General features: G+C 63.7%; 19 protein-coding genes and 2 pseudogenes. 3 read left to right on the top strand and 18 right to left on the bottom strand.

Going from position 1 to position 24,457, the window contains the following annotated elements:
- Positions 1-68: 68 nt before the first annotated feature.
- From BW11_RS01905 to BW11_RS01890, 4 genes are all read right to left on the bottom strand, one after another.
- Positions 69-890, bottom strand: a complete 822-nt coding sequence (locus BW11_RS01905; RefSeq protein WP_043165646.1) for a fumarylacetoacetate hydrolase family protein — start codon at positions 888-890, stop codon at positions 69-71.
- Between the two features lie 34 nt (positions 891-924).
- Complete coding sequence (locus BW11_RS01900; protein WP_140444629.1) at positions 925-2,370, bottom strand: zinc ribbon domain-containing protein; 1,446 nt, start codon at positions 2,368-2,370, stop codon at positions 925-927.
- Positions 2,351-2,956, bottom strand: coding sequence for an IS607 family transposase (locus BW11_RS01895; protein ID WP_375137619.1), 606 nt, complete (start codon positions 2,954-2,956; stop codon positions 2,351-2,353). Before BW11_RS01895 ends, BW11_RS01900 begins: the two co-directional genes overlap by 20 nt.
- Positions 2,957-3,119: 163 nt before the next feature.
- Positions 3,120-3,995, bottom strand: a complete 876-nt coding sequence (locus BW11_RS01890) for a DUF4190 domain-containing protein (RefSeq protein ID WP_181162469.1) — start codon at positions 3,993-3,995, stop codon at positions 3,120-3,122.
- A 181-nt stretch (positions 3,996-4,176) separates the two neighbouring features.
- Here BW11_RS01890 and BW11_RS01885 point away from each other — a divergent pair, with 181 nt between their 5' ends.
- On the top strand, positions 4,177-4,728 hold the full coding sequence (locus tag BW11_RS01885) for a type 1 glutamine amidotransferase domain-containing protein (RefSeq protein WP_140444632.1): 552 nt from the start codon (positions 4,177-4,179) through the stop codon (positions 4,726-4,728).
- Between the two features lie 26 nt (positions 4,729-4,754).
- Here the strand turns inward: BW11_RS01885 and BW11_RS01880 are convergent, their stop codons facing one another.
- From BW11_RS01880 to BW11_RS01855, 6 genes are all read right to left on the bottom strand, one after another.
- Positions 4,755-5,054, bottom strand: a complete 300-nt coding sequence (locus tag BW11_RS01880) for an acylphosphatase (RefSeq protein WP_107044776.1) — start codon at positions 5,052-5,054, stop codon at positions 4,755-4,757.
- A 26-nt stretch (positions 5,055-5,080) separates the two neighbouring features.
- On the bottom strand, positions 5,081-5,869 hold the full coding sequence (locus BW11_RS01875) for a YggS family pyridoxal phosphate-dependent enzyme (protein WP_140444633.1): 789 nt from the start codon (positions 5,867-5,869) through the stop codon (positions 5,081-5,083).
- A 294-nt stretch (positions 5,870-6,163) separates the two neighbouring features.
- A complete protein-coding gene (locus tag BW11_RS01870; RefSeq protein WP_140444634.1) occupies positions 6,164-8,158 on the bottom strand; it encodes a glycoside hydrolase family 127 protein in 1,995 nt (664 codons plus the stop codon).
- 77 nt (positions 8,159-8,235) lie between these two features.
- Positions 8,236-9,054: a carbohydrate ABC transporter permease gene (locus BW11_RS01865; RefSeq protein WP_043165657.1), complete on the bottom strand. Its 819-nt coding sequence runs from the start codon at positions 9,052-9,054 to the stop codon at positions 8,236-8,238.
- Between the two features lie 20 nt (positions 9,055-9,074).
- Positions 9,075-10,001, bottom strand: a complete 927-nt coding sequence (locus BW11_RS01860) for a carbohydrate ABC transporter permease (RefSeq protein ID WP_140444635.1) — start codon at positions 9,999-10,001, stop codon at positions 9,075-9,077.
- A 300-nt stretch (positions 10,002-10,301) separates the two neighbouring features.
- Positions 10,302-11,630, bottom strand: coding sequence for an ABC transporter substrate-binding protein (locus BW11_RS01855; RefSeq protein WP_043165723.1), 1,329 nt, complete (start codon positions 11,628-11,630; stop codon positions 10,302-10,304).
- Positions 11,631-12,141: 511 nt separating this feature from the next.
- Here BW11_RS01855 and BW11_RS01850 point away from each other — a divergent pair.
- Positions 12,142-13,158: a LacI family DNA-binding transcriptional regulator gene (locus BW11_RS01850; protein ID WP_043165661.1), complete on the top strand. Its 1,017-nt coding sequence runs from the start codon at positions 12,142-12,144 to the stop codon at positions 13,156-13,158.
- 61 nt (positions 13,159-13,219) lie between these two features.
- Positions 13,220-14,278 (top strand): annotated as a pseudogene (locus BW11_RS01845) (ATP-binding protein); the annotation flags it as partial.
- 31 nt (positions 14,279-14,309) lie between these two features.
- Here BW11_RS01845 and BW11_RS12010 read toward each other — a convergent pair.
- From BW11_RS12010 to BW11_RS01805, 8 genes and pseudogenes are all read right to left on the bottom strand, one after another.
- Entirely contained in the window at positions 14,310-14,507 is a 198-nt protein-coding gene (locus BW11_RS12010) for a CxxxxCH/CxxCH domain-containing protein (RefSeq protein WP_375137621.1), read from the bottom strand.
- A 472-nt stretch (positions 14,508-14,979) separates the two neighbouring features.
- Positions 14,980-15,642: a hypothetical protein gene (locus BW11_RS01840; RefSeq protein WP_181166127.1), complete on the bottom strand. Its 663-nt coding sequence runs from the start codon at positions 15,640-15,642 to the stop codon at positions 14,980-14,982.
- Positions 15,643-16,365: 723 nt separating this feature from the next.
- The gene (locus BW11_RS01830) at positions 16,366-18,183 is read right to left on the bottom strand and encodes an AarF/ABC1/UbiB kinase family protein (protein ID WP_181162471.1); all 1,818 of its coding nucleotides are present in this window, start codon (positions 18,181-18,183) and stop codon (positions 16,366-16,368) included.
- A 114-nt stretch (positions 18,184-18,297) separates the two neighbouring features.
- Entirely contained in the window at positions 18,298-18,582 is a 285-nt protein-coding gene (locus BW11_RS01825) for a hypothetical protein (RefSeq protein ID WP_140444638.1), read from the bottom strand.
- A gap of 139 nt (positions 18,583-18,721) precedes the next feature.
- Entirely contained in the window at positions 18,722-19,489 is a 768-nt protein-coding gene (locus BW11_RS01820) for a type 1 glutamine amidotransferase (protein WP_140444639.1), read from the bottom strand.
- 22 nt (positions 19,490-19,511) lie between these two features.
- Positions 19,512-21,101, bottom strand: a pseudogene (locus BW11_RS01815) (MurT ligase domain-containing protein); the annotation flags it as partial.
- 61 nt (positions 21,102-21,162) lie between these two features.
- Complete coding sequence (dnaB, locus tag BW11_RS01810; protein WP_375137618.1) at positions 21,163-22,710, bottom strand: replicative DNA helicase; 1,548 nt, start codon at positions 22,708-22,710, stop codon at positions 21,163-21,165.
- Between the two features lie 26 nt (positions 22,711-22,736).
- The gene (locus BW11_RS01805) at positions 22,737-24,104 is read right to left on the bottom strand and encodes an MATE family efflux transporter (RefSeq protein WP_140444642.1); all 1,368 of its coding nucleotides are present in this window, start codon (positions 24,102-24,104) and stop codon (positions 22,737-22,739) included.
- Between the last annotated feature and the right edge of the window lie 353 nt (positions 24,105-24,457).

The raw sequence follows: 24,457 nt of genomic DNA, 5'->3' as shown, positions 1-24,457 counted from the left end.
ACACAACGCACGAAAAACGCGATATTCGACACGTTATGGCACGGGGACGGCCGCGGCGAATCACGCCGCTACGCGCGCACGATCACGTTGCGCAAGTCGCCGATGCCTTCGACGTGGACGATGGTCTCGTCGCCGGGGTCGAGGTGACCGGAGGCGTTCGGCGTGCCGGTCATGATGACGTCGCCGGGCAGCAGCGTCGAGAACGAGGAGATCGCGGCGATCTGCTCGGGGATGCCATGCACGAGGTTGGCGGTGGTACCGGACGCCATCGGCACGTCCTCGCCGTTGAGCGTGAACGAGATCTTCGCGTCGCGCCAGTTGAGGTCGTCACGGCCGACGATCCACGGGCCGAGCGGGCAGGAGGTGTCGAAGCCCTTGGCACGGGTCCACGTCGGATCGATGCCCTGCAGATCGCGCAGGGTGACGTCGTTGACGCAGGTGAAGCCGAGCACGTAGTCCATCGCCTTCTCGACGGGCACGTTCTTGGCGACGCGACCCATCACGACGGCGACCTCGGGCTCGAAGTTCATGTCCTTCGAGCAGGCCGGGTACACGATCGGATCGTCGGGGCCGATCACCGAGGTGGACGGCTTGGTGAAGATGACCATGTCCTCCGGCGCGTGGCTGATCTCGGAGTGGCCGGCCTCGTGCATGAACTGGGCGTGGGCCTCGTAGTTCTTGGCCAGACCGTAGACCTTGGACGGGATGACCGGGGAGAGCAGTCGCAGACCGTCCATATCGAGCGGGTAGCGGTTGCCGGTGGGCGTGACCTGGCCGCCCAGCAGCGGGTGGCCGTCGAGTTCGACGAGATAGTCCTTGCCGTCCGATTCGTCCGTCTGGACGAAGGCGTAGCGCGGAGAGTCATTCAAAGAAAAGCGTGCGATTCTCATAGGTCCAGTCTAGAGTATGAGAGCAACTGGTATTTTATGATGTTGTTGTTTTCTTGACCCGCGCATCGGTTTTGGCTTTCGTTTTGGCCGACGTCGGGGAGCCGTACTCCGGGCGGCGTGACGGGCAGTGTGATCTGTCCGGGCATCGCTGGGCGTGCTCTTTGCGGAGTCTGCTCAGGATGGTGTGTCTGCCGATCCATCGCCAGTCTTCGGGGCGGGAACGTCTCGCCTTGATGTTGGTGGCGGCGACGATGTCGGCGTTGCATGTGTATCCGCAGCATTCGCAGCGGAAGTGTTTCTGGTCGGGCCTGTTCCCGGGGGAGGTCCACCCGCATCGGAGGCATTCCTGGCTGGTGTACGCGGGGTTGACCCGGGTGATGGTGATGCCTTTGAGCGCGTGAAGCCGTTCGAGCTTGGCGCGTACCGCGTTGCGGCCGGCGCGGGTGACGATGCGGTTGAGCCGTTTCGACAGTCCGCCGTGACGGAAGTCGAGGTCCTCGACGACGAGCTCCATGACCCGATCGTCCGCGATCAGATTGAGGACGCGGTTGACCTCGTTGGTCACATGGTCGCGGATGCGTTTGTTAAGGCGGCGGAAGCGCTTCGAATCACGGTATCCGACGTTGGAGCGGGCGAGGTCGCGGGTCAGCGCGAGAAGCTCCTCGTCACGTTGTTGGAGCCATGCGAACAGGCGCAGACCGTAGAGGCGCCCCTCGGAGGTGGCGAACAGGCTGGACAGGCCCCAGTCCAGTCCGACGACATCGCCCTGGACGCGTGGCTCGGCCTTGTCCTGCGTGGTCATGAGACGGACGGTCATGCCGCCGTCCTCGTCGAACCGGATCTGAAGATGGTTGGCGAGCGTCTCCAGATCCCGGGGGTCGAGATGCGGGTTGAGATCGGAGTGGATGTCGAGGGGCGCGTGGATCGGACGACCCTTGTCGAGGGTGGAGATGCGCGCCCAGTAGGGGAACGTGCCGCCCATGGCGGAGGGTTGGATTTCGGCGATCTTGCCGTCCATGCTCAGCGTGCGGCATCGCATGGGATTGGGGAACCGGTGGCGTTTGCGCAGATGCTTCATGATGCGGCGCGCCATCCTATGGGCCTCGTCATCGACCGGCTCCCACCATGCGTGGCGCAGGTTGATGCGCCACAGTTCGCGTTTCATGCCGTCATCGAGCGTGGAATGGGATACGATCGACCGGAAGTCGATGACGCGCAATTCGATCCACGAGCCCATCATGGCCCGGGCCTGCCGGGTGATGGAGTCCCACTGCCTTTGGCTGAACCCCTCCCACTGTTTGGCGTCCACGTACCGGGGGAGCCTCTCGCCTCGGATGAGCCCGTCCTCAAGCAGAAGCAACGTGCGCCGCAATCCCAGTCTCCACGGCCGCAGCATGACGCGCAGACGCATGGCCTTGCCCCGGTTCAGAGGCACGGACACCGCGTACGAACGGTACGCCTTACCTGGTTTGGCCGGCATGATCCGCCTCCTCTCCCTCCAGGAGGACGCGTGTCATGGCCATGGCGCGTTTGGACCGTCGCTGTCCGTAGAGTCGCGCGCTGAACGAGTAGATGATGGATACGAGATCCCGCACGAGATCCGCACGGTCGTCGCCGGTCTCGTTGATGACGATGATGCGCCGACCCTGCGATTCGAGGAACAGGGTGAACCAGTTGAAGCCGAAACGGGTGAGGCGATCCCTGTGCTCGACGATGAGCGTGCCCCAGTCGGTTCGTTTGAGCAGGGTCGTGAGCCTGCGCCGCGTGTCGCTCACGCCGGAGCCGACCTCCGCGACGGAAGCGACGATATGATAGCCATTGGCCACGGCCCAGTCCTCGACGCGCTTTCGTTGCGCCGGCAACTGGGTTCTCCCCTTGGAGGGGTCGGACACGCGCGCGTAGACGGCCGCGTCGTTGAGCGAGAACCCCTTCGACTCGTCGGGCACGATGATCGACCCCACCTCGTCCCGATACGCGCCCGGAATCCGGCCGGCCTTGAAACGATTCCAGGCCGCCCGATACTGAATCCCATGCAGACGCGCATACTCGGACAACTTCATACCCACTAGCATACCATACAAGAGTAGAAAATACTACTCTTCAAGCAACCAATCGCAAGACCCGTCGGAGGCGTAGACGGCGGCGATTATGGGAGAACCCGTCGCCGGGCGATGCGCAGCGACGGGTTCTCTATGTCTATGCCAGGATGTCTACGTCAGGAGGTTCGGGTTACAGGGCGGCGTAGGCGTCGGCGATGATCGCGTCGATCGAGGCGGTGCGGGCCGCCTCGGAACCGGGGACGGCCGCACGGGCTCGATCGGCCGCGGAGGTCGAGGTCGCCGAAGCGTCGTCGTAATAGCCGTAATCGGTGTCGTAGTAGTCGTGATCGCTGTTGCCGCTATGGTAGGTGACGTCGAACGCGCCCGCGGCAGCGCCGATCACGACGAGAATGATGACGAGGATCACGAGCACCATCTGCACGGCGCTGATGATGATGCCGGCGATCGCGAGGCCGCGGCCCTTCTCGCCGGTGCGCTTGACCTGCCTAAGGCCGATGATACTCAGGATCAGACCGGCGATCGCGATGAAGAACGAGCAGATGAAGCCCGCGACGGCCATCACGTTCCAGTTCTGATTCTGCGGCGGCACCGGGTAACCATAGCCGTATCCGGGCTGGGCGTAGGGGCCGGGCTGGGCGTAGGGGTTCTGACCGTACTGGTCGTACTGACCCGGCTGCCCCGGCTGACCCGGCTGAGCATAGGCAGGCTGCCCATTCTGGCCCGACTGGTCCGGCTGCGGCGCGTAACCGGCGGCCTGCGCGGCGGGCTGCCCGTACGGATTCTGGCCGTACGATGTCTGGCCGTTCGGATTCTGGCCGTATCCGTAGGGCTCACCGTATCCCTGCGGCTCATATGCCGGGTTGACCGGATTGACCGGATTGGCGGACGCCTCCTGATTGGGATTGGGGTTGAACGGATTCGGAGCCTGCTCCGGCTGGGAGTCCTGAACGGGCTGCGCCGGCGGCTCGTTCAGGCCATTCTGATCGCCCTGATCATGCTGCTGCGCGTTCGGATTCTCGGGATTGGTGGAAAACGGATTGGTCATGGCGCCCTCCTCGTCGTCATGTCGCTGATGAACTCGCCTCCAGCTTACCGCGAGAACACGCGCGAATGGAAGAGCGCAGCGGCATAATGGGGTGGGGTGCATCGCCCGTCGAGAAACGCGGACGGACCCCGCAGACAAGCCGTCAAAAGGCAGCGCCAACCGATCCGATCGAGGAGGAACCATGGCAGTCAACGCATCGAAGGTACTGATCATCGTCAACAACTGGGGCATCGAGGAGACGGAGCTGACCCGTCCGCTGCGCGATCTTCAGGCCGCGGGCGCCGACGTGACGCTCGCCGCGACGACGCTCGACAAGTGCGAGACCGTCGAGCACGATCGTTACGAAGGCGAGACGCTTACGCCCGACGCGAAACTCTCCGACGTGCAGGCGTCCGACTACGACCTGCTGGTCGTGCCCGGCGGCACCTGCAACGTCGATCGCATCCGCGTGAACGAGGACGCGATCACGCTGGCGCAGGAATTCGCGCACGAGGGCAAGCCGATCGCGGCAATCTGCCATGGCGCCTGGCTGCTGGTCAACGCGGGGCTCATCGAAGGCAAGACCGCGTCGCCGTGCCGCTACATCGCCGCGGACATCGAGAACGCGGGCGGCCACTACGTCGACAGCCAGCTGACAGTCGACGACGCAAACGGCTGGAAGCTCATCACCTCCCGCAAGCCCGACGATCTGGACTACTTCGTCGACGCGATCAAGGACGCGCTCGGCGACTGATTTCCGGACGACGTCAGTTCCCGACGTCAGTTCTCGACGTGGAAGTCGGGTTCGTGGGGGTATACGTCGATCTCGTCGACGACGACCCGGTCGACGTGCCCCCATCTCGGCCCGACCTTCAACTGTGAGATGAACGCGGCGACGGCCGATCGAGACCCTTGCGCCTCGACCTCGACGTCGCCGCTCCACAGGTTGCGCACCCAGCCGGTGACGCCGGCCGCGCGTGCGGCACGATACGCGAAGTAGCGGTATCCGACGCCCTGCACGAGTCCGGAGACGGTGGCGTGGATGCGGATGATGTCCTTGCCTCTGTGCGCAGTGACCATGATTCCCCGATCGACCGTCCGATCCGTCAGATGAACGCGCGAGGCCCGAAGATCGCAGTGCCGACGCGCACGATCGTGGAGCCCTCCTCGATGGCGAGCGCCATGTCGTTCGTCATGCCCATCGACAGCTCCGTGCAATGCTCGGTGCCGTCGGCGCCCGAGGCGAGGATCTGGTCGCGCGTGCGGCGCAGATGCGCGAATCCCGCGCGAATCGTGCGTTCGTCGTCGACATGCGCGCCGATCGTCATGAGGCCCTGCAGTTCCAGTCCTCCCATCGCGCCGATGCGCTTGGCGAGGTCGATCGCGTGGCTCGGCGGGCAGCCGGACTTCGATTCCTCGCCCGACTCGTTGACCTCGAGCAGGACGCCGACCGTCATGTCGCGCATGACCGCACGGCGGGCGATCTTCTCGGCAAGTTCGATCGAGTCGACCGATTCGATGGTGTTGACGACCGGCAGCACCTTGCCGATCTTGTTGGACTGCAACTGGCCAATCAGGTGGAACGGCACGTCCTTGCCAAGCGTGAGGCCGCGTTCGAGGAGCCGTTTCGTCAATCCCCCGGCCTTGGCCTGCACCTCCTGAGGGCGGTTCTCGCCGATCAGGCGGATGCCGGCGTCGATCGCGGTGATGATCTCGCCGACGTCGCGGGTCTTCGTCGCGGCGAGCAGTTTGACCGAGCCGATCTCACGTCCGGATGAGACCTCGGCTGAGGCGACGGCGTCCATCGTGCGCCTGACGCCGTCCGCGATCTGACGCGCGCGTTCCTCGTCGATGATGTCGTTCGTCAGATCCTTGTGATCCATGTACGCGGTCATGCTTGCGCTCCCCCGTTATCGGCCCTGTTGACGTGTTTGCTCCCATCGTAGTCGGGTCGCACGCCCCCAAGCGAGAGGTTTTCGTCAGGACATGGCAACGGCCTCTCGCTGGCGGCTGCTTGGCGAGAGGCCGTGGTTGCGGTGTGACCGATTTGTCTCGCGGAGGACCTCCTTGGCGAGAGGTTTCCGTCATGATGCGGCGGACATGGCCCACTGGGACGCTGCCGGCGAGAGGTTTCCGTCAGCGTGTGACGGGGACCTCTCGGCTAGCAGTGACCGGGACGCCAGCGGGGGCTAGCGACGCTGGAAGACGCGCATCTGGCCCAGATCGCGGTTGGCCCAGACGTAGTACGGGATGAGCTTCAGCGTGGCGGGGTCGCCGGAACGCGGTTCATCGGCGTCGAGGTAGAGCGGCGCGTCGTCCGGGTCGGCGGACTCGCGCACGGCCGGCAAGCTGACCGTATCGACGCCACCCAGCAGGTCCGGCTCGAACGCGACGGTCGCGTCGGCGCCGGTCACGCCGTCGGCGAGACGGTAATCCCACAGATCGCCCGCGTTGTCGGCCTGCTCGGCGCAGTAGACGAGCGGGCCACGCGTGACAGCGACCTGCCCGGCGTCGGAGCGCACATGCGAGTTGGCGCGCACAAATCGAACGGACATGTCGAGGTCGAGCGCGATCTCGGCGGTTTCGCCGGGGGCGACGTCGACGTACGCGAAACCGTACTCGAGATCGCCGGCGAACGGCTGGCCGTTGACCGTGAGCGCGTACGATCCGCGCGACCACGCGGGGATGCGCACGCCGAAGCGGACGGGCTCGGCCGAGACGCCGGAATCGCCCGCAGCAGCACCCGGCAACGAGACCGTGTACTCGACGTGGCCATTCCACGGGAAGTTCGAACGCTGCTCGGCTCGAAGCCCGCGCGAGGAGACTGCGGCGTTCGCGATGAACTGGTGGCTCAAGACAGTGCGACCGCCGTCGCGCTCGGTGTAGATGTAGCGATCCACCGAGGCGATGAGTCGGGCGATGTTGGCCGGGCAACAGGCGCAGCCGAACCAGTCGACGCGATGCGAGAGCACATGGTGGCGATCCGGGTTGTCGAGGCCGTCGGGCGTGGTCTCCAGGGCGTTGACGTAGTAGTACTGCTTGCCGTCGAGGGAGATGCCGGCAATCGAGCCGTTGAACAGCTCCTTCTCGAGCACGTCGGCGTATTCGGCCTTCGGCTCGGCGAGCAGCATCTGCTGGGCGAACATGCTCATCGACACGGACGCGCAGGTCTCGCCGTACATCGTGTCGTTTGGCAGGTCGTAGTCGTAGGTGAACGATTCGCCGACATGCGTGGAGCCGATGCCGCCGGTCACGTACATGCGCTTGGTGACGATGTTGCGCCAGAATCGCCTGGCGGTGTCCATCAGCTCCTCGTCGCCGGTCAGACGCGCGACGTGGGCGATGCCGGTGCACAGGTAGCCGACGCGCACGGCGTGGCCGTTGGCGGCCTGCTGCTGACGGACCGGCTCGCCGGCCTGGAAGTACGTGGGCTTGTAGAAGCCGAGGTCCGGGAAGATGCTGTCGTTGTCGATCGCCTTGAGCTGCTTGGTGTAGAACTGCGGGTCCTGACCGCGCACGTCGATCAGGTACTGGGCGAGCGCGAGATAGCGCCGTTCACCGGTCACGTCGTACAGCTTGGCGAGAGCCAGCTCGATCTCGGGATGGCCGTCGGCGCCGTGGATCTTGCCTTCCTCCGGCCCGAAGTTGGCATCGAGGCAATCGGCCATCCTCTTCGCCACGTCAAGGGCCTGCTCGTTGCCGGTCACGTCGTGGTAGGCGACGGCGGCCTCGATGTAGTGTCCCATCACGTACATCTCGTGGCTCTGCTGGATCAGGCTGAAACGCTCGCGGTGTGCCCACACACCGGACTTGATCTGGTAGGGGGTGTCAAGATAGCCGTCGGGCTGCTGGGCTCGGGCAATCAGGTCGACCGTGCGGTCGCACAGGGCCTTGAGCTCCGGATCCGGGTGGTAGGCGAGCGCGTAGGCGGCTTCCTCGAGCCACTTGTAGACGTCGGAATCCTGGAAGACCATGCCGTGGAACTCGTCGTCGAGCTCGCCCGCGGCGACCTTCAGGTTCGCGACCGCGTGGCTTTTGTTGTCGGAAAGCTGGTTACCCGCCGGATCGTCGGGGACGACGGTGTCGATCTCGTCGTTCATCACTCCCCACTGATAGGGGATCACCGATTCGACGATCTGGTCGCGACGCTGCTTCCAGAACGGGGAGGTAATCGTTACCTTCATGATGTACCTTTCGGATGCGTCGGGCCGGCGCATCAAGCGAACCGGCCCGACTGTTGTTTATTGTGCCGGGAAGAGTGTCAGCCCTTTACCGCTCCAGCCATGAAGCCCTTGACGTAGTACTTCTGGAGGGCGAGGAAGAGGATGGCGCAGGGGATGAGCAGGACGACGACGCCGGCTTCGGTGGCACCGTAGTCGATGACGCCCATGGTCTGCTGGCGCATGTTCACCATCGCGAGCGGCAGGGTGGACTTGGCCGAGGAGCTCAAGTACAGCGGGATCATGAAGTTGTTCCACGCCTCGAGGAAGGCGAGCAGGCCGACGGTGACCATCGAGGGCTTGACGACCGGCACGAGGATCCTCAACAGGGCCTGGAAGGAGTTGCAGCCGTCGACCATGGCGGCCTCCTCCATGTCCTTCGGGATCGCGTCGAACGCGTTGCGCATGATGAACGTCGACATCGGCAGCTGGAACAGCGTGATGACGAGGCCGACGCCGAGCAGGGTGTCGTTGAGGCCGATGTCCTTGAACCACACCATCAGCGGGATCAGCAGCGAGGCGTACGGAACCATGAGGATGGACAGGGTGACCATGAAGCCGAGGTTGCGGCCCGGGTAGTCGAAGCGGGAGAACGAGTAGCCGGCCAGCGTGCAGACGACCACGGAGAAGACCACGGCGACCAGCGAGACGATGACCGAGTTGAACAGGTACTTCGGCAGGCCTTCCTGATAGCCGAACAGGGTCAGGTAGTTGGCGATGCCCCAACCTTCCGACTGGGCGGAGCCCTTCTGCGGGCTGAAGGAGCTGACCACGACCCAGATCAGCGGGGAGACGAAGATGATGGCCAGAAGGGCTTCCAGGACTCGCGCGATGACGCGCTTCCACAGCGGGGTAGTCATGATGTGTTACCTCCCCTTTCTCACTTGGTGTTGTCGCGCATGCCGCGCATCTGGATGGAGTTGATGATCACGAGGGCGATCAGCACGATCAGCGACAGCGCCGCGGCCATGCCGAGGTCCTTCTTGGAGTCGAACGCGAAGTTGTAGATGAGCTGGACGACGGTCATCGTGGAGTTGTTCGGACCGCCCTTGGTCAGGATGAAGAACTGGTCGAAGGCGAGGATCGAACCGGTGACGCAGTAGACGAGGCACATCACGATGGTCGGCTTCATCAGCGGCAGGGTGATGGAGCGGAAGATGCGCCAGGTGCCGGCGCCGTCCATGCGTGCCGCCTCGTAGAGGTCGCCCGGGATGGCCTGCAGGCCGATCATCATGAGCAGCATGTAGTAGCCGGAGAATCGCCAGACGATGACGATGATCGTGGCCCACAGCGCGGACTGGCCGGTGGCGAGCACCGAGCCGCCCTCCTGCACGAGTCCGAGCGCACTCAGGATCTTGGTGAGCGGGCCGACCTGCGGGGAGTACAGGGCGTAGAACAGCAGGGACGCGGAGGCGAGACCGGTGGCGGAGGGCAGCAGGAAGCAGGTCCTCAGCACGTTGTTCCACTTGGTCGACTCCTGCACGATCAGGGCCAGGCCGAGGCCGAGGATCAGCAGGAAGATCGTGACGATCACGGTGTATTCCAGCGTGAAGCCGATCGAGGGCCAGAACAGCTTGTGCTCGAACACCTTGACGAAGTTGTCCGGGAAGTTGATGCCGCGGTTGCCGCCCAGCAGGCTCCAACGGGAGAATGCCATGTAGACGAGCAGCACGATCGGCACGAAGAACAGGACAACGATCATGACCCAATCGGGCAGGGCGTACAGGATGCCCCGCTTGAACGCCTGGGCCTTGGCCGTGGACTTGCGCTCGGGCACGGCCGCGGCGGAATTGGAAACACTTGACATGCTTCACTCCTTTGTGGGGATTTGTGAATGGTGATCGAACGATGATCGCTTGTTCGGATTGAATGCAATCCGTTATCAGGGCCAATTCCTCGGGTTTCGGAAGAAGGAGAAAGGAAGGAGATGAACCAGGAGGTTGCGGAATCGGCCCCGGCAACGGAACACAGTCAGGGGATGCACGAGGATACGCGCGGATATGTTCGGTTGGTGGGCCGGCGGCCGCCGCCCGTGAAGGACGGGGCGGCCGCCGGTTGTTCAGTTATGTGCGTTCAGTTATTCGGTTGATTCAGGAGATCAGTGCGATCAGTTGCCGGCGAGGACGTCGGTGACGGCCTGGTTGTCGGCCTTGAGGTCGGACTTGCCCCAGACGGCGTTCTGGACGAGCAGCTGCCACGGGGAGCCGGCGGCGTTGAAGCCCTCGTTGAAGGCGGCGGACTTCGGGGTCTTGCCGTTACCGTCGATGATCGTGGAGTTGATGGTCTGGATGCGCGGATCGGCGTCGTCGTAGGCGGTCTTCAGGGTCTCGATGTTGGAGGCGGTGTAGCCGTTGTCGGCGAAGACTTCCTTCTGGGTGTCGGACTGCATCAGCCAGTAGAGGAAGTTCCAGGCCTGGGCGACGTGCTTGGAATCCTTCGAGATGCCCATGGCGTCACCGCCGAGGAACGTGGAGGTCTTGCCTTCCTTGGTGCCCGGGATCGGGGTCACGCCGACCTCGAAGCCACCGGACTTCTCAGCGTCGAAGATGTCGTTGAGGGAGGTGTTCGGGTAGGGCATGACGCCGATCTTGCCGTTGGCGAACGGGGCGGTCCACGTCGCGCCGGTCTCCTCCTTGGAACCCGCGCCGAGGCCGTTCTGGGTGTTGGCCAGCTCCTTGTAGGCGTCGAGGACGGCCTTCATGGAGTCGTTGTCGAGCGTGGCTTCGGTGCCGTCGTCGTTCATGACGTTCTCACCGTCGGCCCACACGGACGGGAAGAGATCGAAGACCAGGGCGCCACCGGACTGGCCGGCGAGGTAGGAGCCCGCGACTCCGTCCTTGTTGAGGGCGGCGATCTTCTTGGCCTGCTCGGTGAACTCGGCGATGGACTTCGGGCCCTGCTCCGGGTCGAGTCCGGCCTCCTTGTAGAGGTTCTTGTTCCAGACCATCACGGAGACGTCGGTGATGAACGGCAGGGTGTGCTTGGCGCCGTCCACGGTGCCGGCCTCGATGTGGCCCTGCTGCAGATCCTTCAAGTTGTCGAGTCCGTCGATCTGCTTGGTGATGTCGGCGAAGATGCCCTCGGACGCCCAGTACGGGATGCGCACGACGTCGCCGGCGAGGATGTCGGGCAGGGAGTCGGTCTGCGTGGCGCCACCGACCTTGCCCTCCATGTCGTCGTTCGGGATGATCTCGAGCTTGACCTGGTTCTTGTGACTCTTGTTGTACGCCTCGACGACGCCCTTGGCCTGACGCTCCAGCGGGGAGCGGGTCCACATGGTGATCGTGGTGCCGTCGTCGGTGCCCTTCGCCGGGATGTCGGAGGTGTCGGCGGCACCGGTGCTGCCGGAGCCACCACCACAGGCGGCCAGCGGGATAAGCATTGCGGCGGCGGCGATGCCGGCCAGTGCGCGGGTGACCTTGTTGAAAGCCATAATCGCTTCTTTCTCTAAAAATGTTCCGCTCATCTCTGAGAGGCGGTGGCGGACTTTCCGCCTCCGGTCCCTCGCGGTGTTCCACCCGGTCCTCCTTCGACCGAACGAAACTCCGCGAAAGCCTTTTCACAATATAGCGCCATTCGCCCGTTATTGCAAAACCGCTTTCGCACTTTTCTTGAAGCAGGTCGCCAAGCTATGCGAATCCTTGAAAAATAGCGAAAAACAGCCTTCAATACATGCCTTCATGTGTTGCGTCAATCATTTTGACCGTCGAAAATCGCCGGAAATTGCGGCGTGTCTACAAATGATTACGCAATCATCTGCGAAAACTCACACTTTAAAACTTTCGCACGACATTGCGCACAGAATCGAACACCATCATCACGCCTCATCAACACGAAAAACCGATTTGCGAAAACTTTCGCATCGTGACTATACTGAAGTTCAGTTCCGACGCAGCAGTCGGAACGGGCACAACAACAGTTTCACCGACTTTCATAAAGGAACGGCCATGGTCGAGGACAGACGTCAGAGCGCGCGACTTGAGGATGTGGCGGCGGCGGCCGGCGTATCGCTTGCGACCGCGTCGAAGGCGCTGCACAACAAGCCGCGCATCAGCGAGGAGACCCGCCAGCGGGTGCTCGAGGCAGCCCGACAGCTCAACTACGCGCCGAACAAACTCGCCCAGTCGCTCGCCCGCGGCACATCCGGGCTTATCGGACTGGTCACCTCCGACCTGCAGGGCCGCTTCTCCACCCCGATCCTCATCGGCGCCGAGAACGAGCTGCGCGCGCAGTCGATCTCCGTCCTGCTGGCCAACGCGCGCGGCGACGCCGCGATGGAACGTACACACGTCGAGAAACTGCTCGATCTGAAGGTTGACGGGCTGCTCATCGTGCAACGCGAGACCAACCCGCGGCCCTCGCTCGGCAACGACTGGGGTGTGCCGCTCGTCTATGCGTACGGCCCCTCGACCGACCCGAACGACTGCTCGGTGACCTGCGACAACGTGGAGGCCGGACGCACCGCCGTCAACCACCTCATCTCCTGCGGACGGCACAGGATCGCGATCATCGGTGGCGACGAGACGTACACCGCGGCCACCGACCGCACCAAGGGCGCGCTCGAGGCGCTGGCCGAATTCGGCCTCGAGCCGGCCGGACCGATCCGCTACGGCCGATGGGACGAGAACTGGGGTCGCGCCGCCACGCGACTGCTGCTCGATCAGGGCGTCGACTTCGACGCGGTCGTCTGCCAGTCCGACCAGCTCGCGCGCGGATGCATCGACGCGCTGAAGCAGCAGGGCATGAAGATCCCGGACGACGTCGCGGTCATCGGCCACGACAACTGGGACGTGCTCACCAAGAGCTCCAGGCCCGCGCTGACCTCGATCGACAACGAGACCGAGCTCATCGGACGGCGAGCCGCGCACTACCTGATGGACGCGATCAACGGCCGCCCGCATCACGGCGTCGACTACGTCCCCTGCCGGCTCGTCCAGCGTGAGTCGACGCTACCACTCGACTGAGGCGTGCATCTAATTTCTTCCATACAAGAAGTTCATCCCAAAATCGCCATCAATTTCTTGTATGGAAGAAATTGGCCACGATTTTGCTATACTTTCTTGCATGGAAGAAAGTCGACCGCAACTGGTCAATCGCCCGCAATATCTTGATCGCATCGCACCGTTCATCGACGAAGACGTCGTCAAGGTGCTGGTGGGGCTTCGTCGAAGCGGCAAATCGGACATGCTGCGGCTCATCCAGCGCAGACTCGTCGAGGAAGGTCGCAAGCCGGAGCAGTTCATCTCGTTGAATTTCGAGGACTACTCACTCACTCCTCTGCATGACCCGGACAAACTGTACCCGTATCTGATGAAGCGTCTGGAAGGCATTGACGGAAAACCCTACGTCTTCCTCGACGAGGTTCAGGAGGTACGGGACTTCGAGAAGATCGTCAACTCGCTGCGCGCCACCACGCCGGCGGATGTGTACATCACCGGGTCCAACTCGACGCTGCTGTCCGGCGAACTCGCCACGTATCTCGGCGGCAGATACGTGCAGTTCGAGGTATATCCGTTCGGCTACGCCGAGTTCGTCGAAGCACGGACGCTCCTTGGGGCAGACCATTCGTTCGAGGACTTCCTGCGCATCGGCGGCATGCCGTTCGTGGCCACCCACGACTGGGACGAGGACAGCCAGCGCACCTATCTGACGGACATCTACCGGTCCGTCGTGCTGAGGGACATCGTCCGGCGGCACCGCATCCGCGACGTCTCCCTGCTGGAGCGGGTCGCCCTGTTCGCCATGCAGAACATCGGCAACACGTTCTCCGCCAGCGCCATCGCAGCGTATCTCAAATCGGAGCGATTGGACATCGGCGTGCAGACCGTCATCAACTACCTCGACTACTTCTGCGATGCGTTCCTGCTGGAGAAGATGCCACGATACGACATCGCCGGCAAACAGGTACTTAAGACGATGCAGAAATACTACGTCGCCGACCATGGTCTGCGCGGAGCGGTCGTCGGCGACGGCATGGACCAGCTGCAGGGGCTGCTGGAGAACATCGTCGCGATGGAGGGACTGCGCCGCGGATACCGTGTATCGGTCGGCGCGACGGCTGGCAAGGAGGTCGACTTCGTCTTCGCCAAGGGAGACATCCGCCGCTACGTGCAGGTCACCTACCTGATGCAGTCCCAGAAGACGATCGACCGCGAGTTCGGAGCGTTCGACTCCATCGCGGACAACTATCCGAAGACCGTGGTGTCGATGGACCCGATCCTGCGCCCGCGAAATGGCATCGAACACCGCCGCATCGACGAATTCCTGCTCGCCGGGGATTGGTGAGCGGAGGAATACAGTGTCCGGCGGTCATCCGACCTCTATCCGACTTTTATCCGGCCTCCGGCGACCTCCGGTGTACGAAGAACGAGACGCCATCGGCGGAAACCCCGTTCTCCGTACGCTCAGGTCGGGCCAGTGTACGGAGAACGGGGCTTGACCGATGCAATCACCCGTATTCGTACGCTGCCAGTCAGTCAGCATACGAATACGGGTGATGGAAATCTGATAGTCACGAGGGACGTACGCTGAGCAAGGGCCAGCGTACTGGGAACGGGAGTTGGGTCGAGATGACCCCGGTGAGCGTACGTGGCCTATGGGGACGGGTTCGTCCACTACTCTGCGCCGTACATTCATTGACGAATCGGCTACCCCTCAGACCAGCTTCGCGGGCCAGCTCCCCTGAATCACTGGCGCGAGATACTAGGGATGGGCTCGTCTAGGGGGACGGTTTCTCAGCCGGATGAATCCTTGGACTTCACGGCCGGATGAGTTCCCAGGACACCTCACCACGGGCGGCCGATCCATGGGACTCCGGCGTCGGACAGTTTGCGCAACAACGGTTTCTGGGCCGACACATCGTCGTAATCGCAATGAACAATCGTCGTGACGCCGAGCGAACGCAGCGACTGGTCACGGGTCAGCTGGTCGCTGACCACCTGTTTGACCGATCTACGGCCAGCCATGGACGGATCGGAGTATTTACGCATGCCGTCGTATTCCAACACGATGATGCGCCCGTCATGGAGTCGCCAGAGGAAGTCGACGCGATATGCCCGATCGGCCGTGCGGAACTCCACCTGGAATTCGGGAACGGCGTATCCGCCGGACACGATCACCCCGTAGACCATCGACTCACCGCCGTTCTCGCACTTGCCATTGGCGTATTGCAGCACCCGTAGCACCGAGGTGAGATCGGATCGGGACCCACGGCATGCGGCACGCACATCATCCATGGCGATTCCCTTGCGGATGGCCGAATCGAACATCGGCAGGGCCTGGATGAAAGAGACTCGCCTGGCACATTCCACCAGTGTCCGACCGGCATCGGTGACCGGAATCCCGGCGATCATGGACGCCCGGATCGTCGGAACGAACACGCGTCGCAGTGTGTAGGAACCCTGATTCGCCATCACTCTGTCGCCACGTCCACGATTGTCCGCGATCATCACCGTTTCGCCGTGCAATCGCCATGTGTGATCGAAGCCGTAGGCGTCAAGAGCCGTCAGACCGGTGAACACCCATTGCGGATGCATCAGATGCAATGTTCTCGCCACAGACAGGGAGCGTTGACACGTGTTCAGCCCCTTCCAGTATTCAGGACGAGCGTAGATGTTCGGATATGGGGAGACCAATTCCCCGATCGAATACCGTCGACGCAGGGCACGCCGTACCGCGTCATCGCCACCGTACAGACATCGCCGCTGTTCCTCGGACTCACGGATCAGCGTATTCACTACCTTGTGCTGTTTCATGTCTTCACGGTAGGAGGTCCGATGCGAGACCGCCACACCGATTGATGGTCATGGGGATAGTGTGCATAACACGGTGGATGATCTGTCCCGAATGTGAGTACGCATATCGGGACTAGCGACAGGGGAACCCCGTTCTCCGTACGCTCAGGTCGACTCAGCGTACGAGGAACGGGGTTTGAGCGATGAAATCACCCGTATTCGTACGCCTCCAGTCGGTCAGAGTACGAATACGGGTGATAGAGACCCGATAGCCACAAGGAACGTATGCTGAGACGACCGCAGCGTACGCCCATTGGGGTATGGATCCGGCTAGCCACGAGGAACGTACGTACATGATGATGGCAGCGTACGTCCCTTGACTACGGGACGAACGAGCCACAGGCCGGACTACGGGCTCACCGATGGAGGGGCTATACACTACCGCTTTTTGGACTTGCGGCCTTTGAGGTAGATGTCTAGGACGATCCAGCAGCCGAGGACGAAGGCGACGACGTAGCCCATGAAGCCGACGATCGGGATGCCGAAGATGATCGGCTTCATGCCGGCGTAGTAGACGATGGACGAGCCGATGAACAGGCCAACCACGATCAGCGCCATCGTGAGCCTGTTGACCATATCGGAGAGCAGCTGGAACGGCTCCTGCGAACCGACAAGCTCCATGTTCATGCGCAGTTGGCCGCGTGTGAGCATGCGGGCGGCCACGTTGAGCTCGCTCATCGCCTCGAGCGCGCTGTGCAGGGCCGCATGACTCTCGAGACCAAGCGATTTCAGCTCGTCCTTGACCATCTGGTCGGGCGTGCGCGAGGTGACGATGTGCTGGGAGATGATCTCGATCATGTTCACGTCCGGGATGAACTCATCGAGCAGTCCCTCGAGCGTGACCAGCGCACGGCCGACCGTCGTGATCGTGCTCGGCACCTCGATGCCGTGCCTTTGCGCAAGCGAGGTCAATGCGGTAAGAAACGCGGCGATGTCGAGGTCGGCCAGATCGACCGTACCGTACTCCTTGACGATCACGTCGAGATCGGCGAGCAGGGCCGGATAGTCGGCCGGATCGGCCTCACCGCCGGCGAATCGCAGGAGGCCGTCGGCGAGCGCGGGCGAGTCCTGCTTGGCGACGGCGAAGATCATGTCCTTCATGACCGCGCGCGTTTTGGCGTCGAGCCGGCCGGTCATACCGAGGTCGATCAGGACGATCTGCCCGCCGCGGATGATGATGTTGCCCGGGTGCGGGTCGGCGTGGAAGAAGCCGTCGTCGAGGATCTGCGTGGAGTAGTTGTCGACGAGTTTGGTGCCGATGTCCTTCAGGTCGTAGCCGGCGGCGACCAGTTCGCCGGCGTGTGAGACGGAGATGCCCTCCACGTACTCCATGACGACCACATGTTCGGTGCACAGGTCCGGGTAGGGCTTGGGGCAGTCCATGTATTTGAACGGTGCGGCGAATCGTTTGAATTCGGCGAGGTTGCGCGCTTCGACGAGGAAGTCGGTCTCCGATTCGAACGTGTCCCACAGTTCCTCGACGACGCCTTTGAGGTCGACGATCTGCGAGGTGCTGATCACCTTGGTGGCTACCTTGGCGATCGATCGCATGATGGAGACGTCCTGCGCCATCGTCTCGCGCACGCCAGGTCGCTGGACCTTGACAGCGACGTCCTCGCCGGTGGTCAGCGTCGCGCGATGTACCTGTGCGAGGGATGCGGAGCCGAGCGGATGCGGGTCGATGTGCTCGAAGATCGTGTCGATCGGCCGGCCGTATTCGGCGGCGAGCGTGTCGATGACGGTCTGGTAGGGCATCGGATCGGCGTCGGCGCGCAGTTTGGCGAGTTCGTCGCAGAAGCTCTGCGGCAGGATCTCGGAACGCATCGACAGGATCTGGCCGACCTTGACGAAGGTGGGACCGAGCGCTTCGAACATCAGGCGCATCTTGACCGGGGTGAGGCCCTTCAGCGCGTCGAACTGGTTGACGATGCGCGTGATGTGGGCGAGTCGCTTAGCCTTGCCCCAACGGGTCAGGTGGTAGCGCTGGGAGAAGTCGTCGCGATGCGGGCCGAACAGGCCGATGGTTTCGGCGTAGACCGGATAGGCGCCCGACGGGTACATCGGGTCGGAGGAACGCGATGCCGGGGAAGACGATGTGTCTGCGGCGGAACGTGCGGCAGATCCCGATTCCGCGGACCGTGACGAGACGTCCTCGGTGGCCTTCGTGGGCTTTCCGCGCGTGCTGTCCTGCTCCATACTCGCCTCCTATGTACCTTGCCTTCCGTAATCGCAAACGAACCCCGGGACGACGAGTGAACGCCGTGACGGGGTTCGGTGCAGGACAATGACCGATGGGTCAGGTCCCGTGAATCAGACCTCGGAAGGCTTGTCCTCGGCGTCCTCCGCAGTCGCCTCGGTCTCGCCCTCGGCCTTGGCGGCGCGCTTCTCGTCGTCCTTGTTCGCGTCGTTGACCAGAGACTCCCCCACCTTGCGCTTGAGCTCGGTGTTGAGGCTCTTGCCCTGCTCGACGGTCAGCTCGCCCTTCTTGACGAGATCGTCAACGAGCTCGCTGCCCTTCTCGTAGCCGGTGGCGAGGGCGCCGATGCCCGCCAGCACGACCTTGCGCAGGCCGTCACCCAAATCGAAATCTGCCATGATACCCCTCCTTATCGGATGTCCTTCTCGGATGTCGAGGCCGGTGCGCGGCGCATGATGCCGCGCGCTCGTACTTCCCAGCGTACTCCATCGGGCTGCACGCGATTATTGGGCGACACTCCGCGCATCGCACGGTTGGCTACCGCGGGCGCGCGGCCGCCACCTTGCGCGCCTGTTCGGCGACCGTATCGATGCGGTCCAGTTCGGCGGCCTGCTCAGGGGTCTGATCGTCCGTGGCGAGTCGCCCGTCGTTGAGCGCGCCGTATCGGCGCTCGACGGCGTTGCGGATGAGGAAGTCGGCGATCAGCGGGTTCTTCGGCAGCAGCGAGCCGTGCATGTACGTGCCGATCACGTTGAACACGCGAGCGCCCTCCGTGTAGTCCTTGCCGTTGTTGCCGCGTCCCTCCACGTCGACCGTGCCGAGCGGGGTCGTGCTTTCGCGCAGGAACGTCTGGCCGGAGTGGTTCTCGTAGCCGATGATGTCGCCGAAATCGTCGGAATGCTCGACGAGGTTGCCGATCATGCGCACGTTGCGGCCGACCGTGTACGCGCCGATCACGCCGATGCCCTCGAGTCGCGATCCTTCGGCGGTTTCGAAGTACTCGCCGAACAGCTGGTACATGCCGCAGATCATCAGCATCGGGGTGCCGTGGAACGCGAGTCCGCGGATGAGATCGGCGCGGCGGAAGAAGTCGTCGATGATCTTGCCCTGACCGCTGTCCTGACCGCCGCCGCCGAGGATCAGGTCGACGTGGTCGGGCCAGTCGTCGCCCTGATTGTACTGGTGGATGACCGGATCGTAGCCGTACAGTTCGAGGCGACGACGGATCGTCAGCACGTTGCCGGAGTCGCCGTAGATGTTCATGTCCTTCGGGTAGAGGGACATCACGTCGATTGTCTTGCCCATCGTTCCTTCCTTACTTGCCCGCTTACTTGCCCGTGCCCACGCCGGCGTCGGCGACGTTGGCGATGCGGCCCAGCGCGGCGCGGACCTTGAGCATCGCGGTGTACGTGCAGTAGATGTGCTTGGGATGCCCCGGATTGCGCTTGACGAATGCGGCGAGCGCGGCGTCGATATCGGGGTCGACCTCCTCGACCTTCACCTGGTCGTAGCCGAGTCGCAGGGCCATGTCCCATGCGCGCACGCCGGAGACCTGCGCGACGCCGGTCTCCTTGAGCGATGTGAAGTCGACGTCCCACAGCCAGCTCATGTCGCGGCCGTCGGCGTATTCGTCGTTGATGACGATCATCGTGTCGGCGCCCTCGGGCGGGAAGCTCGCGAGCGAGAGGCGGAAGCCCATCGGGTTCTTGACGAGCAGCAGTTCGGTCGGCGAACCGTTCACGTCGATGACCTCGCCGCGTCCGAACGCCGGGGTGACGCGGGAGACGGCGGCGATCAGATCGTCGGACTTCGCGTCGGCGAAACGCTGCAGGCGGGTGCGGAAGGCTTGGAATTTCGGCGATGTCATCGATTTGAGCATGGCGGACCCCGCCGCCCTGTTCGCATCCCTGATCACCGCGCGCACGACGGCGAGCGCTGCGGCGGCGTTGAAGAGGTTGTAGACGCCTTCGAGCCTGACCTTGGTGTGGCGTTCGATGGCAGTGTTGTCGGACGCGCCGGGCCTGACCGGTTTGCCCGGTTCCCCGGACAGACGGAACGTGGCGGCGTGGTCGCCGACCTCGGTCAGGGTGACGTCGGCCGGCAGCGTGGCGATGGCCAGGGCCTCCGGGTTCACGGGAGGCAGGGTGAGCGTGTCGGACAGGTCGGCTGCCGGGGCCTGCTTGGCCGCGGCGTCGGTTCCATCCTCCGCACCGGAGTCGGATGCGGCCGTCTTCGGCTTATCGGACGCCGACGCATCGTCCTTGCCCTCGGCGGCCCCCTCGACGGACACGGTCGTCGCCATGTCGTCGTCGGAGGGGAAGAACCGCTTCAGATCGTCGGACAGACCGAAGTACTTGACCGTCGTGCTGACCGGCGCGAGTCCCGCAAGGCGGGCGATGCGCGGATCCTCGCGGTTAAGCACCACCGTGCCGGTGGTGGCCTGCGCCACATGGCCCAGCAGTCGGGCGGTGTTGTCGATCTCGCCGAACCGGTCGAGCTGATCGCGCATCACGTTGAGCAGCAATGCGTACCGCGGCTTGACCTGGCGCACGAAATGCACGGCGTACGCCTCGTCGAGCTCGAGCACGGCGATGTCGGCGTCGAGCCGGCCGGTGAGCGGCACGGTCTGCAGCAGCGCGGAGACGACGCCGCGCGTGAAGTTCGATCCGGTCGGATTGGTGAACACCTTCAGGCCAAGATCGGAGAGCATCGAGGCGACCATGCGCGTGGTCGTGGTCTTGCCGTTCGTGCCGGACACGAGCACGACGCCGAGCGGCAGCTGCGCGAGCGTGCGCGCGAGGAACGTCGGGTCGATCGTCTCGACGATCTTGCCGGGCAACGCGGAACCACCGTGATGCGTGACGCGCGACGCCCAGCGCACGCCCTTGCCGATCAGCGGCGTCGCGAAGGAGTACCACAGTCCGCTCGGGGCGTTTGAGCCACCCCACGAACCGCCCATGACATTATGATTCGTCATCTCACACTCCCTGATTGCTGTAGTCCTGCGGCATGTCCTGGAACTTCGACATCGCTCCGAGGAACGCCAGATGGAACGTCTCGGTCGGACCGTTACGGTGCTTGGCCATGATGATGTCGGCCTCGCCCGGCCTGTCCTCCTTATCATAGAAGTCCGGGCGATGCACGAGGAACACCACGTCGGCGTCCTGCTCGATCGAACCGGATTCACGCAGATCGGACAGCTGCGGCTTCTTGTCGTTGCGCATCTCCGGGCCACGGTTGAGCTGCGAGAGGGCCACGACCGGCACCTCGAGCTCCTTGGCGAGCAGCTTCAACGCACGCGAGAACTCGGAGACCTCCTGCTGGCGGCTTTCGACCTGCTTGCCCGAGGTCATGAGCTGCAGGTAGTCGATGACCACGAGCTTGAGATCGTTCGTCTGCTTGAGACGGCGGCATTTCGCGCGGATCTCCATCAGGCTCATGTTCGGACTGTCGTCGATGAACAGCGGCGCGCTCTCCAGCTTCGTCCAGAACGAGTTGAGCGTGTTCCAACGCTCCGGCGTGATCTCGTCGGCGCGGCGCAGCGCTCCGAGCGGGATATCGGTTTCGGCGGAGATGATGCGCTGAGCGAGCTCCACCTTGCTCATCTCGAGGCTGAACACGATCGTCGTGAGGTTGTGGTGCAGGGCGGCGGCACGCGCGAAGTCGATACCGAGCGTCGACTTGCCCATGGCCGGACGTCCCGCGACGACGACCATCTGACCGGGCTGCAGGCCCTGCGTCACGTCGTCGATGTCGTGGAATCCGGTCGGCACGCCCTTGTTGATCAGGCCCTGCTGGAGCTTGTCGATCTGATCGAGGGTGTCTCGAACCACCGGATAGATCGCGGAATAGTCCTGACGCACCTTGCCTACGGACATCTCGTACACCTCGGCCTGCGCGAGGTTGACGACGTCCTCGGCCTGCGAGCCCTCCGCGGAGTAGCCGAGCTGGGCGATCTTCGTGCCGGCGGCGATCACCTTGCGCAGAATCGCGCGCTGATGCACGATTTCGGCGTAGTATGTGGCGTTCGCGGCGGTCGGCACGGCCGCGACGAGCGAATGCAGGTAGTCGGCGCCGCCGACCTTGTCGAGGTCGCCGTGCTTCAGCAGTTCGTTGGCGACGAGCACCGCGTCGACCGGCTGGCTCGCGGAGAACAGGTTGATGATCGCCTCGTAGATGGTCTGGTGCTTCGGCTGGTAGAAGTCGGTGACCTCGATCATCTGCGAGACCTCGCCGATGGCGTCCTTGCTCATGAGCATGCCGCCGAGCACGGCCATCTCCGCGTCGTCGTCGTGCGGGGGCACGCGGTCGAAGAGCGCGTCGCGCACGGGGGTGCCGGTCGCGCCGGGTACGTAGCCGCCGCCGTTGCGATTGCCGGCGCCACGGGCACCACCGTTGCGGTTGCCGCCGTTCTGCGACCCGCCGCCGGCGTAGTCGTCTCCGCCTCCCGCGACCGCGACGAACGCGTCGTCGGCCCGCGTATCTTCCCAAGGTTCCTCAGCCATAGCCCCTAAGTATAGGTTCATCGTGCAACTGCGGTAGATGATGGACGCTATGCGCGCATCCACTGGTCGCCGCGGGCGCGCAGACCGTTGGCGAGGCCGCGGCCGCCCATGAGGATCACGTTGAACACGGTCCACAGGATGATCGTGCGGGCGAAGTCGCCGGGGATGAGCGGCAGGGCGAGATCGGCGAGCGCCATGACCACGGCGATGTAGACGCCCGCCGTCACAAGGCAGGTCGCGGCGAGGTAACGGTAGTCGCGCGCGCCGATGAGGATGCCGTCGAGGGCCATCATCCAGCCCTGCAACGGGAAGAACACGCCCATCGTGACCATGCCGGCGGCGATCAGCAGCTGGATCTGCGGGCTTGGCGAGAAGAAGTGGCCGGCGAACAGGCCGACTACGGCGAATCCGAATCCGATGATCGCGCCAACCGCAAGGCCCATGCGCCCGGTGGCGCCGGTGAGGCGACGGGCCCGATCGACCGCTCCGGCGCCGAGGGCCGCGCCGACCAGCGTCTGGCCTGCGATGCCGACCGAGTCGAGCATGTTCATCGCGAAGTTCCATGACGAGTTGACCGCCTGGAATCCGGCCAGCACCTCGGTGCCCATGCGGGCCGCGCAACCCACGGTCACGACCATCGCCGCGCGGATCGCGAGCGTGCGGATGAACAGCGGCAGGGCGTCACCGCCGGCCCGGGCGAGACCGGAGAGTTGTGGGTTCAGGGTTGCGCCGTCGGCTCGTGCCCACAGGATCGCCGGAATCGCAAGGAACAGGCCCATGAACCATTGCGCGATCAGCGTGGCCGTGCCGGAGCCGACGATGCCCCAGTCGAGCACGATCACGAACAGGATGTCGAGCACGGTGTTGAGTATTGCGCCGCAGGCCGAGGCGATCAGGGTGATGCGCACCTTCTGCAGGCCGCGGAACACGCCGTTGGCGGCGTAGACGAGCAGCATGCCGGGTGCGCCGAGGACGATCGCCCGCGTGTAGGCGACCGCCTGATCGAGCACCTCGCCCTGTCCGCCGAGCGCGCGGCACAGCGGTTCGGCGGCCGCGAACAGGCCGACGGCGAGGATCACGCCGATGCCGAGCGCCAGCCATAGGCCGTCGATGCCCGCCTGCATGCCTTCGCGTCGACGGCCCGCGCCGAGAAGATGCGCGACCTGCGCGGTGGTCGAGTACGCGAGGAAGATGCACAGTCCGACGGCGGTGAGGATGATCGTCGATCCGATCGACAGGCCGGCGAGCGCCGCGTCGCCGATATGTCCGACGATCGCGGTGTCGATGAGGATGAACGTCGGTTCGGCGATGAGCTGGCCGAAGGTCGGCAGCGCCAGGGCAAGGATGCGCTTGGATGCCGAGGAGGACGAGGGGGCCGAGGATGCCGAGGATGCCCGCGCGTTCGTTTCCTTCATCCCTGTCTCCTTGATTTCCTTGATTCGCTCATGGCGGATTCATACATACTCCGACCATCATGACTGCCCCTCAGACCCGCTTCGCGGGCCAGAAGGCGGTTAGTTCACCGTGTGTTCAGATTCGATTACCACGGTGTTTCGGATTGCGCAAGTGCCCCTCGCGCTGTGGATAAGTTATCCCCAAGTTATCCACTAAGTTATCCCCATATTGTGGATAACTTAGTGGGTTATCCCCATAGTTATCCCCGAAATGTGGATAACTATTTTCTCTATCCACATTCCTCCCCGCGCGTGTCGCGACGCCCGCACCCAACGGAGCAGACCCTGAATATGTCATCACGCAACGCACGCAT

The sequence above is a fragment of the Bifidobacterium sp. UTCIF-38 genome, assembly GCF_006454495.1.
GTDB lineage: Bacteria > Actinomycetota > Actinomycetes > Actinomycetales > Bifidobacteriaceae > Bifidobacterium > Bifidobacterium callitrichos.
The sequence above is the reverse complement of the archived record's forward strand: the minus strand, read 5'-3'. Positions and strand labels throughout refer to the sequence as shown.

Bases quoted from the DNA above. Each gene is read 5' to 3' on its own strand.
- BW11_RS01830 (WP_181162471.1), bottom strand. From the start codon at position 18,183: ATGGAGCAGGACAGCACGCGCGGAAAGCCCACGAAGGCCACCGAGGAC.
- BW11_RS01820 (WP_140444639.1), bottom strand. From the start codon at position 19,489: ATGGGCAAGACAATCGACGTGATGTCCCTCTACCCGAAGGACATGAAC.
- BW11_RS01825 (WP_140444638.1), bottom strand. From the start codon at position 18,582: ATGGCAGATTTCGATTTGGGTGACGGCCTGCGCAAGGTCGTGCTGGCG.
- BW11_RS01890 (WP_181162469.1), bottom strand. From the start codon at position 3,995: ATGACCAATCCGTTTTCCACCAATCCCGAGAATCCGAACGCGCAGCAG.
- BW11_RS12010 (WP_375137621.1), bottom strand. From the start codon at position 14,507: ATGACCGCCGGACACTGTATTCCTCCGCTCACCAATCCCCGGCGAGCA.
- BW11_RS01885 (WP_140444632.1), top strand. From the start codon at position 4,177: ATGGCAGTCAACGCATCGAAGGTACTGATCATCGTCAACAACTGGGGC.
- BW11_RS01905 (WP_043165646.1), bottom strand. From the start codon at position 890: ATGAGAATCGCACGCTTTTCTTTGAATGACTCTCCGCGCTACGCCTTC.
- BW11_RS01860 (WP_140444635.1), bottom strand. From the start codon at position 10,001: ATGTCAAGTGTTTCCAATTCCGCCGCGGCCGTGCCCGAGCGCAAGTCC.
- BW11_RS01840 (WP_181166127.1), bottom strand. From the start codon at position 15,642: ATGATCGCGGACAATCGTGGACGTGGCGACAGAGTGATGGCGAATCAG.
- BW11_RS01805 (WP_140444642.1), bottom strand. From the start codon at position 24,104: ATGAAGGAAACGAACGCGCGGGCATCCTCGGCATCCTCGGCCCCCTCG.
- BW11_RS01870 (WP_140444634.1), bottom strand. From the start codon at position 8,158: ATGAAGGTAACGATTACCTCCCCGTTCTGGAAGCAGCGTCGCGACCAG.
- dnaB (WP_375137618.1), bottom strand. From the start codon at position 22,710: ATGAACCTATACTTAGGGGCTATGGCTGAGGAACCTTGGGAAGATACG.
- BW11_RS01880 (WP_107044776.1), bottom strand. From the start codon at position 5,054: ATGGTCACTGCGCACAGAGGCAAGGACATCATCCGCATCCACGCCACC.
- BW11_RS01865 (WP_043165657.1), bottom strand. From the start codon at position 9,054: ATGACTACCCCGCTGTGGAAGCGCGTCATCGCGCGAGTCCTGGAAGCC.
- BW11_RS01900 (WP_140444629.1), bottom strand. From the start codon at position 2,370: ATGCCGGCCAAACCAGGTAAGGCGTACCGTTCGTACGCGGTGTCCGTG.
- BW11_RS01850 (WP_043165661.1), top strand. From the start codon at position 12,142: ATGGTCGAGGACAGACGTCAGAGCGCGCGACTTGAGGATGTGGCGGCG.
- BW11_RS01875 (WP_140444633.1), bottom strand. From the start codon at position 5,869: ATGACCGCGTACATGGATCACAAGGATCTGACGAACGACATCATCGAC.